The organism is Sphingobium salicis subsp. salicis (genome assembly GCF_049472635.1).
GTDB classification, from domain to species: domain Bacteria; phylum Pseudomonadota; class Alphaproteobacteria; order Sphingomonadales; family Sphingomonadaceae; genus Sphingobium; species Sphingobium yanoikuyae_A.
On sequence record NZ_JAYRCS010000001.1, the window covers coordinates 2,142,774 to 2,159,514 of the forward strand.

General features: G+C 63.2%; 15 protein-coding genes and 1 pseudogene. 3 read left to right on the forward strand and 13 right to left on the reverse strand.

The window, feature by feature from the left end; all coding sequences use genetic code 11:
- Window positions 1-125: 125 nt before the first annotated feature.
- The 5 genes from VHN57_RS10365 to VHN57_RS10385 all read right to left on the reverse strand — a co-directional run bounded on the left by VHN57_RS10365 (window position 126) and on the right by VHN57_RS10385 (window position 3,441).
- The gene (locus VHN57_RS10365) at window positions 126-653 is read right to left on the reverse strand and encodes a hypothetical protein (RefSeq protein WP_048577672.1); all 528 of its coding nucleotides are present in this window, start codon (window positions 651-653) and stop codon (window positions 126-128) included.
- Entirely contained in the window at window positions 650-895 is a 246-nt protein-coding gene (locus VHN57_RS10370) for a type II toxin-antitoxin system TacA family antitoxin (protein ID WP_237449632.1), read from the reverse strand. The genes VHN57_RS10365 and VHN57_RS10370 overlap by 4 nt, the downstream gene beginning before the upstream one ends.
- A 267-nt stretch (window positions 896-1,162) precedes the next feature.
- Window positions 1,163-2,041, reverse strand: coding sequence for a LuxR family transcriptional regulator (locus tag VHN57_RS10375; protein WP_202408155.1), 879 nt, complete (start codon window positions 2,039-2,041; stop codon window positions 1,163-1,165).
- A gap of 117 nt (window positions 2,042-2,158) precedes the next feature.
- On the reverse strand, window positions 2,159-2,317 hold the full coding sequence (locus tag VHN57_RS10380) for a hypothetical protein (RefSeq protein ID WP_158500997.1): 159 nt from the start codon (window positions 2,315-2,317) through the stop codon (window positions 2,159-2,161).
- Between the two features lie 191 nt (window positions 2,318-2,508).
- On the reverse strand, window positions 2,509-3,441 hold the full coding sequence (locus VHN57_RS10385; protein ID WP_048578303.1) for a 1-phosphofructokinase family hexose kinase: 933 nt from the start codon (window positions 3,439-3,441) through the stop codon (window positions 2,509-2,511).
- Window positions 3,442-3,837: 396 nt separating this feature from the next.
- On the opposite strand from VHN57_RS10385, the gene istA (VHN57_RS10390) reads away from it, so the two are divergent.
- The 3 genes and pseudogenes from istA (VHN57_RS10390) to VHN57_RS10400 all read left to right on the forward strand — a co-directional run.
- Window positions 3,838-5,352, forward strand: a complete 1,515-nt coding sequence (istA, locus tag VHN57_RS10390; RefSeq protein ID WP_423286012.1) for an IS21 family transposase — start codon at window positions 3,838-3,840, stop codon at window positions 5,350-5,352.
- Window positions 5,339-6,067, forward strand: coding sequence for an IS21-like element helper ATPase IstB (istB, locus tag VHN57_RS10395; protein WP_423283766.1), 729 nt, complete (start codon window positions 5,339-5,341; stop codon window positions 6,065-6,067). Before istA (VHN57_RS10390) ends, istB (VHN57_RS10395) begins: the two co-directional genes overlap by 14 nt.
- 233 nt (window positions 6,068-6,300) lie before the next feature.
- A pseudogene (locus tag VHN57_RS10400) lies at window positions 6,301-6,837 on the forward strand (MBL fold metallo-hydrolase); the annotation flags it as partial.
- 125 nt (window positions 6,838-6,962) lie between these two features.
- On the opposite strand, the gene istB (VHN57_RS10405) reads toward VHN57_RS10400, so the two are convergent.
- From istB (VHN57_RS10405) to VHN57_RS10440, 8 genes are all read right to left on the reverse strand, one after another.
- Window positions 6,963-7,730: an IS21-like element helper ATPase IstB gene (gene istB / locus VHN57_RS10405; protein WP_048578302.1), complete on the reverse strand. Its 768-nt coding sequence runs from the start codon at window positions 7,728-7,730 to the stop codon at window positions 6,963-6,965.
- Window positions 7,727-9,217: an IS21 family transposase gene (gene istA / locus VHN57_RS10410; protein WP_081261070.1), complete on the reverse strand. Its 1,491-nt coding sequence runs from the start codon at window positions 9,215-9,217 to the stop codon at window positions 7,727-7,729. The genes istB (VHN57_RS10405) and istA (VHN57_RS10410) overlap by 4 nt, the downstream gene beginning before the upstream one ends.
- Window positions 9,218-9,276: 59 nt before the next feature.
- Window positions 9,277-9,681 (reverse strand): phasin family protein, encoded by a 405-nt coding sequence (locus tag VHN57_RS10415; RefSeq protein ID WP_245843016.1) that lies wholly within the window; start codon window positions 9,679-9,681, stop codon window positions 9,277-9,279.
- A 47-nt stretch (window positions 9,682-9,728) separates the two neighbouring features.
- Window positions 9,729-10,859, reverse strand: a complete 1,131-nt coding sequence (locus VHN57_RS10420) for an ABC transporter permease (protein WP_088137969.1) — start codon at window positions 10,857-10,859, stop codon at window positions 9,729-9,731.
- A 1-nt stretch (window position 10,860) separates the two neighbouring features.
- Complete coding sequence (gene rbbA / locus VHN57_RS10425; protein ID WP_089220944.1) at window positions 10,861-13,626, reverse strand: ribosome-associated ATPase/putative transporter RbbA; 2,766 nt, start codon at window positions 13,624-13,626, stop codon at window positions 10,861-10,863.
- Between the two features lie 4 nt (window positions 13,627-13,630).
- Complete coding sequence (locus tag VHN57_RS10430; protein WP_037444232.1) at window positions 13,631-14,707, reverse strand: HlyD family secretion protein; 1,077 nt, start codon at window positions 14,705-14,707, stop codon at window positions 13,631-13,633.
- Entirely contained in the window at window positions 14,704-16,110 is a 1,407-nt protein-coding gene (locus VHN57_RS10435) for an efflux transporter outer membrane subunit (RefSeq protein WP_048578300.1), read from the reverse strand. Before VHN57_RS10435 ends, VHN57_RS10430 begins: the two co-directional genes overlap by 4 nt.
- Window positions 16,111-16,284: 174 nt before the next feature.
- Window positions 16,285-16,728: a hypothetical protein gene (locus VHN57_RS10440; protein WP_037444229.1), complete on the reverse strand. Its 444-nt coding sequence runs from the start codon at window positions 16,726-16,728 to the stop codon at window positions 16,285-16,287.
- Window positions 16,729-16,741 lie beyond the last annotated feature (13 nt).

Genomic DNA, 16,741 nt, shown 5'->3' on the forward strand with positions numbered 1-16,741 from the left:
GCAAGCCGATCTGGAGCGCGCCTCAGCCTTCGGGTTCCGATGTGGATATGGTCGCGCGAGTGACCCCGGTGTGGAGCTCACGTCGAAGACAAACGACATTGCACGGCGCATCGCGCCCTGAACGCCTAGAACTGGCCTGCAGCTCTCAATTCACGTTCGAGTGTCGCAAAGGGCAATATGAGCGTCAGCGGTTTGTCGTGCAGCGGAATAGCGCCGTAGCCGGCATACCAGTCCGCGGCGCGCTCGTTTTTGGCGTCGATGATCAGCATAACCCCGCCGACCTCGGTCGCGACGCGAATGCATCTGCGCCCGATCGCGCCCAGGAGCTGACCCCCGAGCCCTTGCCCCTGCACACGCAGATCCGTTGCTAGCCGCGCGAGCCGGAAGCCCGGCACCTCATGCCTGGCGAGTCCTCGCCTCGCCAGTTCTGGCGTATCCGCATGATCCATGCTGCCCGGAGCGATGCTGTAAAAGCCGAGAACCGTCTTGCTGTCGGTGTCGTCGATGGCGAGGAACGTCTTCGCCCCGCCTGCCTCGTGGCTTTGCCGCGCATAACGCTGCAAGTAGACGTTCAGATCATTGTCGCCGCAGTCGAATGAAGTCCGGTCATGCGCTTTCGAAATCGCTTCCTCGTGCCATGAAGGAAGCGTCATGCCAACTTCGGCATCGCGGCGATGGCAGCGCGCAGTTTCGCATTCACCGGCGGCGGGTTCTCGAGCAGATCAAGAACGAGCAGGCTGTCTCTCTCGCTCAGTTTCGTCCGCTCCGACTCTTCGATCACGTTCTCGGCCTCGCGCAGCGCCGAACGTGTGACAAAGGTCGTGAGATCGGTATGCTTGAGCGCAGCCGCCCGGGCAAGCAAAGCCTTTTGCTCCGGCCGAATCCGCAGGCTCATGCGTCTGTTGTCTTCCACTACTGCTCGCGGCATTGTGTGCCTCCACTCGTACAGCTTCAATTGGTACACCCTTCCGCTGCCGTTCGTCAAGCAGTGTACGCTTTGAAAGAGCACCGGGGCGCTTGGGGGCGTTAACGCGCTTCCCCACTCACCACCTTTCCGATTCTACTCCACCGCCTCAACCAACCTCCACCCTTCCGCGCTGCTCGCCGCAAAATGGTCCAAGCCGTATCTGGCGCATCGTCCGCTCCCGCAACGCGATGTGAGCTATCCACGCTCCGGCTTGTCGTCGGCGCTCTCGGGCACCTTGCTATCCCTGTCCTGGCCATCACGGATGACCTGAGCATCGATGATCGCGCGCGCGACCAGCTCCGAGCGCCTGAAGACGCCGTAGCGTTGCTTCGCTCTCGTTATGAAATACCGAACCGTGGTTTGGGCGATCCCGAGGATCTGGCCGATCTCCCAATCGGTCTTGCCGAGCGCGATCAGCGCCGTGCATTCTGCCTCGCGGCGCGTAAGCCGGGGAACATTGCGGTCGTGCATGGCGTGATGGAGATAGAGGCCCGCCCTGAACGCGAAGCCGGCGATGATCTGGAGCGTGGTCATCAGCGATGGCGTGATCTCGATCGGTTCCGGGCGGGCGAAGGTGCATGACGCGTAGGACTCGCTCGGGATGTGTAGCGGCACGGTGACGCCGTGAACGATCCCGTAGCGCCCCGCTTCCTTGAAAAGGGCATGCTGGTGATCGGCAAGCTCGACGACGTTGCTGATCTCCTCCCAGCCGAACGGCCGATCGAGAAGCTGGCTCACTTCATAGACCGGGTCGATAACATAATAGTGGTTTGCGATGTAGGATTGGACGAACTTCGCCGGATAGTTGGTGACCACCATCGAGCACTCGACCAGCCGCGGCAGACCGCCGTGTTGGACCAGCGCGATATAGGGAAAGCCCATTTGCCTGGCGGCATCAGCCAGTCCGTCGCGCAGTGCCTCGGTCGACGATGCCATGTTGAGACGGGATAGCGCTTCAAGCAGGCGGGGTCCGACATACACGGGTTTCTCCTCCTCGCCGGCGCAGATCTTCGTCCAGTCGCAGGCTTCCGCTCCGACCAGACTAGGCGGAAACTTCTCGAAGAAGGGACGCATCTGCGGTTGTCTTAGCGTCTTGCGGACGACAACTTTTCTGATCGCGTGAGCTTGAAAAGCAATTTTTAGCCGAATCGAGGCCGGTCGTGCTAATATTCATAAAGGATGGATCCTTTGCTAGATTTGAGGGGCCTGCTGCTGCTCCAGAGCGGCCGTGATTATGGCGGCCTGCATGTGCGGCAGAAAAAGCAGTATCCTCGCCGCCTCTGGATGAGCAATCGGGAAGGGCGCGCGGACGTTCATGTTCGCCCCGTTGGGAGTATTGTCGGTCATCATTCAGTCTCTTTGGCGTAAGAGGTTGACTGACCGACCGGCCTTTTTCCAGCAATGCGGGATTCTACGCACCAGGGTCTGTTGCGCGCCGCCTAGCGCTATCGCCGTCGCAACCAGGCTCGCGATCGAACTAGCGTCGAGCTTGCGCATGATTCGGGCGCGATGAATCTCAGATGGCCGATTTGCCGCAACACTCAGGGTATTGGCGTAACCTGCTGGTATAGGTGCTGGATATTGTCTGGTCTGGCGAGATCGTGACCCGGGCTCATCACGGCGGCAGCGCCAGCAGCAATTCCGAAGCGGAACGCTTCGGCCGTATCCCAGCCGATCGAGATCGCAAAGAGCATGGCGGAGAGGAAACTGTCACCGGCGCCAACCGCACTTTTCGCCTCTATGGAGGCGGCCGGCAGAAAAAGCTGTCCGGTGGCAGTGGCAAGGATTGCGCCGTCATGGCCCATGGTCACGGCGACATGCGCGGCTTGTCCCGATCGAACGATTTCCATTGCGGCATTGGCGATCTCGTCGGGTGTCGCGAGTTTCTGGCCGGTGAATTGCCGCAACTCGCCGATGCTGGGTTTTACGAGAAAGATGCGGCCTTCCTGAAGGCCACCCTTGAGACCGGGCCCTGAACTGTCGAGCACAACCGGGATATTGCGTCGGTGCATCAGCGCCGCGACCTGACCGTAGAAGTCACCGGGCATACCCCGGGGTAGCGAACCGCTTAGGACCATGAATTTGCACTGCGCGTTTTCAAGCTGGGCAAGACACGCCTGCCATTCGACAGGCTGGATTGTCGGGCCGGGCGGGACGAAGCGGAATTCCTTGCCGCTTTCGATCTCCAGCACGGCAGATGCAACGCGGGTGTGGCCCGCGATGGTGATGCGATTGCGAACAAGCTGATGAAGGTCGAGCAGGCCGTCGAGCGCATCGCCCGTTGCGCCACCCGCCATATAATAGTTTCGAGCATTGCCGCCGAGGCGGACGAAGACCCGGGCGACGTTGATGCCGCCACCGCCTGGGCTGTAAAACTCGGATTTTGTCCGCATCTTGCGCGTGTGGAACATGCGATCGACTTCGTAGGCGACGTCGATCGTGGGGTTCAGCGTCAGGGTGGCAATGTTCGTCATTCTGCCATTGAGCGGGCCGGCCGCATTCCGGTCTATCCGCAATATCCCCAATTCAACCGGCCCATATTCGCGGATGTGATCGAGGATCGACGACGTCGCGGTCAGCGCGATGTGCTCGGCCAGTACGGCAATGCCAGTTGACGCGGCCCACTACGGGATATCTCGCATAGCTCGAGTTATAGGGGTGTCTAAGGGTCGGACTGTTGCAGACCAAGCAGGAGCAGAGTGAGCCGATGAGTAACGAGCCCAAGATCACCTTCCACGGCGCTGCAGGGACAGTCTGTGAAGCGGCGTGCAAAATTGACCCCTTAGCGGGGTGATCGGCGTCTAAAATTGACCCCCATCATTCCAGAGTTGAGGCGTCGCGGCTTGGGCTTCCAGGCTGCGAGGATGGGGATGTTGATTGTGGAGACTATTGCCAAGATACGCCGGGAGCACAGGGACGGTAAGCCGATCAAAGAGATCGCGCGTGATTTACGGTTGTCGCGCAACACGGTGCGCAAAGCGATCCGTGCGCCGGAGGCGGATTTCAGCTATGAACGCAAGGAGCAGCCTCGACCGCAGACCGGGCCATTTCGCGAACGGCTGGACGAGTTGTTGGCGCAGAACGAGGAACGGCCGCGGCGTGAGCGGCTGCGGCTGACTCGGATACATGACCTTCTGGAGCGCGAGGGTTTCACCGGCTCCTACGATGCGGTTCGGCGCTATGCGGCGCGCTGGAAGCGCGAACGTCGGACCAACAGCGGCGATATGAGCAAGGTGTTCATCCCGCTGATGTTCCGACCTGGCGAGGCGTATCAGTTCGATTGGAGCCACGAGGACGTGGAGATCGCCGGCAAGCCGATGCGGGTGAAGGTGGCACATATGCGGTTGTGCTGGTCGCGGGCGCCGTATGTGCGGGCCTATCCGCGCGAGACCCAGGAGATGCTCTTTGACGCGCATGCCCGGGGCTTTGCCTTTTTTGGCGGGGTGCCGACGCGCGGCATTTACGACAATATGAAGACCGCTGTGACGAGCGTGTTCACCGGCAAGGAGCGCGTGTTCAACCGGCGCTTCCTGATCATGACGGATCACTATGGCGTGGAGCCGGTGGCCTGTAGCCCGGCGGCAGGCTGGGAGAAGGGGCAGGTCGAGAACCAGGTCCAGACCAGCCGGGAGCGGCTGTTCAAGCCCCGGTTGCGGTTTGCCAGCCTCGAAGAGCTGAACGCCTGGCTGGAGGCCGAGTGCCGCCGGTGGGCCGAGCGTTATGCCCATCCGGATCTGGAAGGTATGACCATTGCACAGGCGCTGGAGATGGAACGATCCTCGTTGCAGCCCCTGGCCACGCCTTTTGACGGCTTCTTCGAGAGCGAACATGTGGCGAGTGCAACCTGCCTGGTGAGCTTTGATCGCAACCGATACTCAGTCATGGCGAGTGCAGCCCGGGAAGCGGTGCAACTGCGCGCATATGCCGACAGGATCATCATCCGTTGTGCAGGTCAGGCGGTCGCCGAACATGCTCGCGTGTTCGGCCGCAATCAGACGGTGTACAACCCTTGGCATTATCTGCCGGTTCTGATCCGCAAGCCGGGAGCGTTGCGCAACGGTGCTCCCTTCCAGGACTGGGAGCTGCCGCCGGCCCTGGCCCAGCTGCGCCGCAAGCTGGGCAAAAGCGATGACGCGGATCGGCGCTTCGTCCGGGTACTGGCGGCCGTGCCCGAGGATGGGCTGGAAGCGGTCGAGGCCGCGGTACGCGAAGCCATGATGGCTGGGACAGCCAATGACGAAGCGATCCTCAATATCCTGTCACGCCGACGCGAACCGCCACCGATGCGCGCGATCGACGTGCTGGTCGATCTAAAACTCAAACATCCACCCATTGCAGACTGCGCGCGTTACGACATGGTGCGAGGCCTCAATGCAGCGGCATGAGATGTTGGCAGCCCTGAAGGGGCTGGGCCTGAAGGGCATGATCGCCGCGTTCGACGACGCCGTCACCACCGGCATACGGCGTGATCGGACCGCCATGGAGATGCTGGGTGATCTGCTGCGCGCTGAAGCAGCGCATCGTGAAGCCGCTTCGATCCGGTATCGCATGACCGCCGCCAGGCTGCCGGCGATCAAGGATCTCGACGGCTTTGTGTTCGCCGACACGCCGATCAACGAAAGCCTGGTGCGTTCGCTCCATGCAGGTTCGTTCCTGCCGGAAAGGCGCAACATCGTGCTGGTTGGCGGGACGGGCACCGGCAAGACGCATCTCGCCCTCGCCATCACCGCCGCGGTCGTCCGTGCCGGGTCCAGGGGTCGGTTCTTCAATACCGTCGATCTGGTCAATCGCCTGGAGGAGGAAACCCGGCAGGCTAAGGCTGGAAACCTGGCCGCCCAGATGGCCCGCCTGGACGTCGTGGTGCTCGATGAACTTGGGTATCTGCCGTTCGCCCGGTCAGGAGGCCAGATGCTGTTCCATCTGATCAGCAAACTCTACGAAAAGACCTCGGTGATCATCACCACCAATCTCGCCTTCGGCGAATGGCCGAGCGTCTTCCAGGATGCCAAAATGACGACGGCGCTGCTGGACCGCGTGACGCATCATTGCGACATCATCGAGACCGGCAACGACAGCTGGCGGTTCAAAAACCGAAGCTGAAACGAGGAAAAACCCCTTCCCCCGGACCCCCATCCCCGGCGGTTACCCCGGTGGGTCCACAGGTACCTCCCGCGGACGCCGCCGCCAGCGCTCCTGACGGCGCGCGTCGGCGTCCGCGGGCCCCTCCTATGGACTACCGGGATAACCGCCAGCACTCACAGAAAGGGGGTCAATGTTGGGCGCCGATAGGGGGTCAACTTTGCACGCCGGTTGACACAGTCACCGGCTCGTGCATGGAACTGCACTATGGAGGGAGTACTGTGCTTATCGACTGCGGCCTTTTCCAGGGATCGCGGACTCTCGAAACGCTCAATCGGGACCCATTTTCATTCGATGTGCGCAGGATCGACGCGGTCGTGCTGACCCATGCGCATATCGATCACAGCGGGCTTCTGCCCAAGTTGTCGGCCGAGGGCTACCGTGGCCCGATCTACTGCACTCCCCAGACCAAGGATCTTCTCTACTACATGCTGCCGGATGCCGGACGGATCCAGGAGAGCGAAGCGGAGCGACGCAATCGTCGGCGTGATCGCAGGGATGAAGTGCCGTTCGAGCCGATCTACACCGAAGCGGATTCGATGGCCGCTTACAGCCTGTGCGACACGGTCGAACTGAATGAGTGGTTCGAGCCGGTACCGGGCTTCAGGACCCGGTTTTGGAATGCAGGGCATATTCTGGGGTCAGCGTCGGCCGAGATGCACGTCGGAGGCTCGCACCTATTGTTCTCGGGAGACCTTGGACCGCATCACAAGGCATTCCATGCGGATCCTGTCAACGGCGGCGTAAAAGTCGTCCATTGGGCGGAGCAAAACCAGGCCACTTGATCCGGGTGTTGGCGAGCGCCGGGAGGGCGTAGCCCGAGCGGGGGTCGCCAACACCCGGATTGCCGTTTCTGTCAGGGGTTGGGACGTGCTTTGCGTGCCTGGCTCTGGGCCAGGCGATAGCTCTCGCCGTTCATCTCGAGGATGCTGACGTGGTGGGTGAGCCGGTCGAGGAGCGCGCCTGTCAGGCGCTCGGAACCGAACGTCTCGGTCCATTCGTCGAACGGCAGGTTGCTGGTGATCAGCGTCGAGCCGCGTTCGTAGCGCTGTGAGATCAGCTCGAACAGCAGTTCCGCGCCGGTTTTGGAGAGGGGCACGAACCCCAGCTCATCGATGATGAGAAGCTTATAGCCGGTCATCTGCTTGTGTAAGCGCAGTAGGCGGCGTTCGTCGCGTGCCTCCATCATCTCGCTGACCAGCGCGGAAGCAGTGATGAACCCGACCGTCAGGCCCTTCTGGCAGGCCGCCAGGCCAAGACCGATCGCGACATGGGTCTTGCCGGTCCCCGACGGGCCAAGGGCGATGACGTTCTCGCGACGGGTAATCCAGTCACAACGCGCCAGTTCGAGCACCTGCATCTTGTTGAGCTTCGGAATGGCGGCAAAGTCGAAGCTGTCGAGGCTCTTGGCGGCCGGGAACCGCGCGGCCTTGATCCGGCGCTCGACCATCCGGCGTTCCCGGTCGATCAGTTCCAGTTCGACAAGCCGAGCAAGGTAGCGGACATGATCTACGCCCTCTGCTGCGCATTGCCGGGCCAGCTTGTCATGCTCGCGCAGGAAGGTTGGCAGCTTGAGCGTCTTGAGGTGGCTGGCGAGCAGCAGTTCGGGAGCTTGGCTGCTCATGCCGCTGCTCCGCCGGTCAACAGCCGCATGTACGAGCGCGCCGATGTTGTCTCCACTCTGGCCCTGGGCAGGTAGGGATAGATCGCCATGTCCAGTCGGGGCGGGCGGCGCTCCACCCGGCATAACAGGAGATGCTTCACCGCATCGAAGCCGATCGCGCCCATATCAAGGGCCTGCTTCACCGCGCCATGCAGATCGGCCAGAGCGAAGCTCTCCAGCAGGCGCAGTACCTGCACATATTCGCGCCGGCCATGCTTGCCCATGCGCGTCTCCATCAGCCGGCGCAGCGTTGTAAATACCTCGGGCAGGTCCCAGCCCTGCAATGGTGCGGCCTGATCGAGGGCATTGATCTTCTGTTCGATCAGGGGAAGGTAATGGATCGGATCGAAGATCACATCCTCGCGCTCGTAGCTGCGCACATGGCGGGCAATGATCTCGCCCCGGCAACCGATCACCACCTCGTCGACATAGCCCCTGATCCACACCTCCTGGTGGCCGAAGCGCACCGGCACCGAGTAATCGTTGGTCCGGTAACGCACCAGCGCCTGCGATGAGACCTGGCCGCTGGTCTGGTCACAGGCCTCGAAGGGGGAAGCCGGCAGTTCCTGCATCGCCGCCAGATCGCGCCGCAGCCTCTCGCCAATCGTCTCACTCTCGCCCCGCAGCCGGTCGTTCTGCCGTTTGCGGCATTGCTCCTCGAGCCACAGGTTGAACGCCTCCCATGTCGGGAACCGGGGGATCGGCACCATGAAGTTGCGCCGGCAATAGCCGACAAGGCCTTCAACGCCGCCCTTATCGTTACCCTTGCCGGGGCGGCCGTAACGATCACGGATCAGGTAGTGCGACAGGAAGGCGCTGAACAGCCTCGCGCGCAGCCGCGTCCCGTCAGGCAGGATCTTCGAGACCAGGCAGCGGTCGTTGTCGTAGACGATCGACAGCGGCACCGCGCCGAAGAACGCAAAGGCGTGGACATGGCCGTCCATCCAGGCCTCGGCAACGGCAGCCGGATAGGCGCGTACGTAGCAGGCGTCGCTGTGCGGCAGATCGAGCACGAAGAAGTGCGCCTTCTGCTCCACCCCGCCGATCTCGACCAGAGCTTCTCCAAAATCTGCCTGCCCATGGCCGGGTGCGTGTGCCAGCGGCACGAACATCTCCCGGCTGCGCTGATCCCGATCCCGGATGTAATCCTTGATGATCGTGTAGCCTCCGGTGAAGCCATGCTCTTCGCGAAGGCGATCGAACACACGCTTCGCCGTATGGCGCTGCTTGCGCGGGACCGACCGGTCCCCATCCAGCCAGCCGTCGATGATCGGTATGAACGCTTCCAGCTTCGGTCGCCGCACCGGGGCGCTGCGACGGTAACCGGGCGGCTCGGAATACGACAGCATCTTGCGGACCGTGTCGCGCGATATGTTGAAATGCTTCGCTGCCGCCCGGGCGCTCATGCCGCCCGCGCAGGCAAGACGAACCTTCAGGTAAAGTTCCACGGTGTAAATCCCTCATCCCTCCTCGCCAGCATCGCGAAAAGGGAAAAAGTGGACGACTTTTACGCCGCCCGCAGCAGCACTTCGCCGCCGCTACCGTGGTCTAATTTTGCACCGCCGTTCTCAGCCTGCGTAACCGATTTCTGCCAGTCTTGAATAGCTATTTGCAGGCCTTGGGTGAAGGTTGTCTGGTTTTTGATCGCGACTTGTGTCAGCGCCTGCGCGCCGCCCACGTGGTACTGGAACTGACGCCAGAAGGCTTGTGCGGGCAGCGTGGCCAGTTCCTGCCAGTTCTTGGCCTTGAGCAGGTTTTCGATTTCTGCGCCGGACTCGGCAATGCCGTCTTTGCCTGCGCGCGTGGCGTTCTCCAACCATTGCTGGCCGTTTTCCTGCACCAGGCGCTGGAGGCGCAACTGCAGTTCCAGGTTCGCCTTGAACAGGTTGAGAGGGATGGTTTCATTGCTCATGGTCAAACTCCTTACTGGGTTGAGTGCCCACTCGGGCGATCAAACGATCAGGCCATCTGGCCGATCGTTTTGCGAAAGCGTGCCAACGACAGGAAAAACAGCACCGTGCCGATCAGGGCCAGCGCCAGGAACGGCTGCCATACCGTCTCCAGGCCCGCGTCCCGGTAAAGGATGGCCTGGCTCAGTTCCACGAAATGGGTGGTGGGTGCGATCAGCATGATGTTCTGCACGATCTCGGGCATGCTTTCGCGGGGCGTGTCGCCGCCGGATAGCATCTGGAGCGGCATGATGGTCAGCATCATCAGCATGCCGAACTGCGGCATGTTGCGCGCCAGCGTGGCGATGAATATGCCCATGGAGGTGGTGGCGAACAGGCTGAGGGCCGCGCCGGCGAAGAACAACACAATGGAGCCCTCGATGGGCACGCCCAGGATGCCGCGCACCATGAGGTTGAGGGACAGGAAGGAGGCGATCAGCACGACCAGGGCCATCGACCAGACCTTGGAGAGCATGATCTGCGCGGGTGTAACCGGCATCACCAGCAGGTGCTCGATGGTGCCGTGCTCGCGCTCCCGGATCAGCGCTGCGCCGGTCAGGATGATGGACAACAGCGTGATGTGGTTGATGATCTGCACCACCGAGCCGAACCAGGCCTTGTCCAGTGCCGGGTTGAAGCGTGCGCGCAATGCCAGATCCACGGGTGGCGCGTCGGTGCCGCGGTAACGCTTGACGAACTCATTGACTTCGCCGGTGAAGATCTGCTGGATATAGCCACTGCCGGTGAAGGCCTGGCTCATGCGGGTGGCGTCGACATTGAGCTGCACGGCAGGCGATCGCCCCGCCAGCACGTCGCGCTGGAAGTTGGGCGGAATGACCAGAGCGAAGGTGTACAGCCCCGCGTCCATGCCCGGGTCCACGTCCCCATAGTCGATCATGGCCGGTGGCGTGAACTGCGGGGGGTAGAAGGCCGAGGCAACCCGCTGGGACAGCGCCGAATTATCCTCGTCGACGATGGCGATGGGCGCGTTGTGCAGCGTCTCCGGCATGGACGTGGCCTTGGTGTAGACCGACGCGGTGAACACATAGACGATGAGCACAAGCATCATCGGATCGCGCCACAGACTCCACAGCTCCTTGACACCAAGGTCGTAGATATTGGCCAGGTTTCTTCTGCGCATCTCAACGCTCCTGCTTCTTGAGTAGCAAAACAGCCACGCCGAGAATGACCGGAACCGAAATGAGCATCGACCACAGCGGCCCCGTCAGGTCGGCCAGGCCGAGTGATTTGTTGAACACGCCACGGCTGATGGAGATCATGTGCGTGGCGGGGTAGATCTCGCCGATGAACTTGCTGGAGCCTTCAAGCGAGGACACGGGATCCCTCAGGCCGGCGAACTGGGTGGCCGGAATGATGGTGCCGATCATGGCAAAGAACATGGCGGCGATCTGGCTGCGCGTGACGGCCGAGGCCAGCAGCCCCATGCCTGTCGCGGCGAAGGAGAAGATCAGCGCGGCCAGCGACAGGGTGAAGAAGCTGCCCGTGACCTGCACACCGAAGACGGTGACCGCGAGCAGGCTCATCAGCAGGAAGTTCACCATGGCCAGACCGACATAGGGCAGTTGCTTGCCAAGCAGGAACTCGATGCGCGTGACCGGCGTCACGTACAGATTGGTAATCGAGCCTGTCTCCTTCTCGCGCACCACCGCCAGCGCGGTCAGCATCGCCGGCAGCATGAGCAGCAACAGGGGAATCACCCCCGGCACCATGGCCGGCAGGCTCTTGACATCGGGGTTGTAGCGAAAGCGTGTCTCGACGCTCGCATTTCCTGCGGCGCTGGCACCGCTGCGTTCGCTGGCCTGTACGAGCAGCCAGTGCTGGTGCATGCCCTGAACGTAGCCCTGGACGGTTTCCGCGCGTTGCGGCATGGCGCCGTCGATCCAGGCACCTATCTGCACGTTCTGGCCTCGCAACACATCGCGAGAGAAGCCAGGGGGGATCTCAATGGCCAGCGACAGTTCGCCGTTGCGCATGCGTCGATCAAGGTCCTCGTAGTCGATGATCGGCGCGTGCTCGGTGAAGTAGCGCGATCCGGCCAAGTTCAGCGTGTAGTTCTGGCTAAGCGTGGTCTGGTCGCGATCGAGCACCGCATAGCTCAGGTCCTCGACGTCCATGGTGATGCCGAAGCCGATCACGAACATCAGCAGCAGCGAACCGCCCAGCGCCAGCGTGGCGCGTACCGGGTCCCGCTGCAATTCCAGCGTCTCGCGCCACAGATAGCTGAACATTCGCTGCAGACTGAAACCGCCAGAGCCGTGCCCGCCGTGTTCAGCGGGCGCCGCCGATGGTTGCTCCTCGTGATCGGCGGCCCCGGGCTGGCTGGCCGGCGCCGCCGTGCCGCCCTCGGCTTCGACGAGGTAGCCGATGAAGGCCTCTTCAAGGGTTTTGGCGCCGCGCTTCTCGACCAGTCTGGCGGGCACGTCGCTGTCGAGCACCTTGCCCGCATGCATCATCGACATGCGGTCGCAGCGCTCTGCCTCGTTCATGAAGTGGGTGGAAATGAAGATGGTCACCCTGTCCCGGCGCGACAGTTCGGCAAGCAACCGCCAGAAGGCGTCACGCGCGACCGGATCGACGCCGGAGGTGGGTTCATCCAGGATCAACAGTTCGGGCTTGTGAACCATCGCCACAGCGAGGGAGAGACGCTGGCGGATACCGAGCGGAAGTTGCTCGGGCAGCTCGTCCATGACCGGCTCGAGACTGAAGCGTTCCGCCATCTCGGTGACGCGGCCCGGTATTTCGTCGACCGGCACATGGAACAGCCGCGCATGCAGTTCGAGATTCTGCCGTACGGTCAGTTCGCCGTAGAGCGAGAAAGCCTGGCTCATATAGCCAACCCGCCTGCGCGTCGCGATGTCGTGCGGATCGACCTCATGGCCAAACAGCCAGGCCCGCCCTTCGCTTGCCGGCAGCAGTCCGGTCAGCATCTTCATCGTCGTCGACTTGCCGCAGCCGTTTGAGCCGAGGAAACCGAAGATCTCGCCGCGGCGGATGCGGAAACTGACATGATCGACGGCGACGAAATCGCCGAAGCGCATGGTCAGCCCCTCCGCCTCGATGGCGATGTCATCCTCGTCGACGTCGAGCGGCGGGATGATGACCGGCTTGTGGCCGCGTTTCCTCTCTTCGGGCAACAGTTCGGCGAAGGCAGCTTCGAGATGATCCGTGCCGGTCCGCTCAAGGATTTGCGAAGGCGTGCCCGTAGCCAGGATCGCGCCATCATCCATCGCCACCAGCCAGTCGAACCGCTGCGCTTCGTCCATATAGGCCGTCGCCACGATCACGCTCATGCCGGGACGATCTTCGCGGATGCCGGCGATCAGATCCCAGAACTGCGCGCGCGCCAGCGGATCGACGCCGGTGGTCGGTTCGTCCAGGATCAGGAGATCGGGATCGTGGATCAGCGCGCAGCACAGGCCGAGCTTCTGCTTCATGCCACCCGACAGCTTGCCGGCAGGCCGCGACAGGAAGGAATAGAGCCCCGTGCTGCGGGTGAGCGCATCGATCCGGCGGCGGCGCTCGGACGCGCCATGACCGAAGAGACGGGCGAAGAACTGGAGATTTTCCTCGACAGACAGTGTCGGATAGAGGTTCCGTCCCAGACCCTGCGGCATATAGGCGATGCGCGGACAGACGTCCTCGCGATGACGGCGGTCGGCCATATCGCCGCCGAGCACATGAACCGTCCCCTCCTGCACGGCGCGAGCGCCCGCGACCAGCGATAGCAGGCTCGACTTGCCGACCCCGTCGGGGCCGATCAGACCGATCATCCGGCCTGGGCTCAGGTTGAGGTCGATGCCGCGCAGGGCTTCCGCCTTGCCGTAGCGCAACCGCACTCCGGCAAGGCGGACGACCGGTGGCCCCTGGGGGGGCGTGGGGGAAGCCACCGGCCTATTCCTTTACAAGGTTCGACAGCTTGTCCGGCCAGGCTGCCTGGGAATCGATCCGCACATAGGCCATGCCCGGCAGGCCTGTTTTTACCAGCGCGATATGGCGCTGGAGCAGCGCGGGATCGATCTTCGCCCGGACGCGGAACATGAGCTTCTGGCGCTCGCTTTGCGTTTCGACCGTCTTGGGCGTGAACTGCGCGACATCGGCCACGAAACTGATCTTTGCAGGAATGACGACATCGGGCGCGGCATCGAGCACCAGGCGAACCTCGCTGCCGATGCGCACGCGCCCCGCGACCGTTTCCGGCAGGAAGAAAGTCATATAGACGTCGGTCAGATCGACGAGGTTCATGACCCGGCCGCCGCCGGCGACGACCTCGCCCGGCTGGGCAACCCGATACTGGATGCGGCCGCCGCGAGGCGCCTTGAGGTCGCTGTCGCGGATATCCGCCTCGATCCGCGCGATGGTTGCGCGCGCCGCATCGACATTGGATCGGGCGCCGATGACCTGGCTGCGCGCTGCGGCGATATTGGCGTCGGCCGACGCCAACTGCGCGCGCGCGGCTTCTACCGTGGCGGAAGCTCCTTCGACCGCCGCCTGGTTATCGTCGCGCTCCTGCGTCGGCGTGGCGCCTTCGCGCGCAAGCGTTTCCGACCGGCCAAGCCGCTTGCGGGCCGCATTGAGTTCGGCTTCCCGCTGGCGGACAGTGGCGAGCGCTGCCGCGCGTTCGCTCTGCCGCTGCCCCACCTGGGTTTGCGCGATCTGGACGGCATTGAGCGCCTGGGCGAGCTGCGCCTTCGCTTCAGAAAGCTGAGCAGAGAGCGTCTCGACATCCATATGGGCGACGACCTCGCCGGCTTTCACCAACTGGCCTTCTTCGGCGACGATATCGCGGATGCGGCCCGGCGTTTTCGCCGAGATATCGATCTCGAGCGCTTCCAGCCGGCCATTGCCACTGACGATACCCTCCGGCAGGTCCGCGGGCCTGAGCAGCGACCAGAGGATCACGGCCACCGCCACGACCGCCGCGACGATCGCGCCCCTGATGAACCAGGTCTTGCCTGTCGTCTGCGTCATTGTGACTGTTCCCCGTTTCTGTTCGATAGGTTGCCGTCGAAGGCGTCGTCCGCGACAAATCCTCCGCCCAGCGCCGAATAAAGTACGACGATGCTGGCCAGTTCGGCCCGCCGAAGCTGGACCAGGGCCTGTTCGGCGTCGAACAGGTCGCGCTGGGCATCCAGCACCTCCAGATAGGCCGAGCGGCCATTGTCGAAGCGAAGCTGGGCGAGCCGCGCGCGTTCGCGCTGGGCGTCCAGCATCTGCTGTGTCGTGTCGATCTGCAGCTGCAACTGCTGCCGGCGGACAAGGGCATCGGACACGTCGCGGAACGCCGATTGCACGGTCTGTTCATATTGCGCGACCGCCCGTTCCTGCCGGGCCCTGGCCACGTCGAGATTGCCCTTCAGGCGTCCCGCGTTGAAAAGCGGAAGGCGGATGGTCGGGGTGAAGCTCCACGCCTCGCTGCCGCCGGAGAACAGCCCGTCCAACTCATCGCTCATCGTGCCGTATGCGCCCGTCAGGCTGATGTTCGGAAAAAAGGCCGCCCGCGCCGCGCCGATATTGGCGCTGGCGGCGCGCAGCTGATATTCGGACGCCACGATATCCGGGCGGTTGGCCAGAAGGTCGGAGGGCAGCCCGGCAGGCAGCGTGAGCCGTTCGGGCACGTCGGTCAGAGACAGGGTCCCGGACGCGATCTCGACAGGCCGCCCGATCAGCACCGCAAGAGCATTGCGGTTGACGGCCCGGTCCTGCTCCAGCCCCTGCATCGTCGTATTGGCCTGGCCCAGGAGCAGCTGCGCCTGGGTCATCTCGAGCTTCGATCCCGATCCCACCTCATAGCGGCGGCGCATGATGCGCAGCGCTTCCTCGCGCGTTTCGATCGAGTGCCGGGCGAGTGCGACCCGTTCCTCATATTCCCGTTCGAGAAGATAGCCGTTGGCGACCTGCGCGACGAGCTGGCTCGCGACCGCGCGGCGCGCTTCCTCGGTCGCCAGATACTGCCAGCGCGCGGCATCGCGCAGGTTGCGCAGCCGTCCCCAGAAGTCGATCTCCCAACTGGCCGAGAGCTGCGCGCTGATCTGTTTGACATCGACAGGCGTAGCGCCCGCGCCGGGGAGATTGAACAGGGTCCGGCCCCGCGTTCCCGTGCCGACCGCATCGAGCTGCGGATAGAGCGAGGAGCCCTCGATCCGCCAGGCGGCGCGGACCTCGGCGACGCGGGTCGCCGCGATGCGGATATCGCGATTGTTCGCGAGCGCCTCGCCGATCAGCCGCTGCAACTCGGCTTCCCGGAAGAAGTCGTGCCAACCGATGCGCGCGATCGTGGTCCCGGCGATGTTGGCCGCCTCGTAGGTCGGCGGCACCGGCTGGGGTGGCCGGACATGCTCAGGCGCAAAAGAGCAGCCGGTCACACCCACCATCAAAGCGGCGACAACAGCGGTCCTCGGCCGCAGGGGAAAGCACGGCAGGCGCCACCCTTTCATATGGACTTGATCAGTAAATCGCACAACATCCCCTGTTGCAAGAAGACTTCAACCTGCCCCCGCCCTGCCGAAATGCCGCAGGTTGGCGGCATGGCGGTCGAACTGTGGTTTTCAGGTCTTGTCGGTCTCGGGCTTGGCCGTTCCGGTCTTGGCCGGGGCGGTCACAGGCGCCTTGGCGGCTGCGGCATCTCCCGCCTGGGAGGGTGTGAAGAAAGACGTCCAGAGTTGCAGCACATGAGCCGCCTGCTCCTGGGCCTGGCCGGGTGACAGGCTGTCACCAACCCCGGCCCGCCAATCGTCGAGCGCGCCCTTCATGTCCTGGGCGCACGCCTGACCGTTCCGGCTGATTTCCTGCCACATCTCGGAAAAGCCGGCGATATTGGGCAGAGGCACAGCCCCCGCCTTCTCCGCGCTCTGCGCCGAGAGAAGCTCGAACGTGCGCGAAGCGATCGCCGCCTGGCGCTGGCCGGCTTCGCGCATGATCTCGGCGCATTTGAGGGCGAGTTGCCGATTGGCGCCGGCGACAGCGGCAAACTGGTCGAACGGATAGCTCATGAGACTGCTCCTT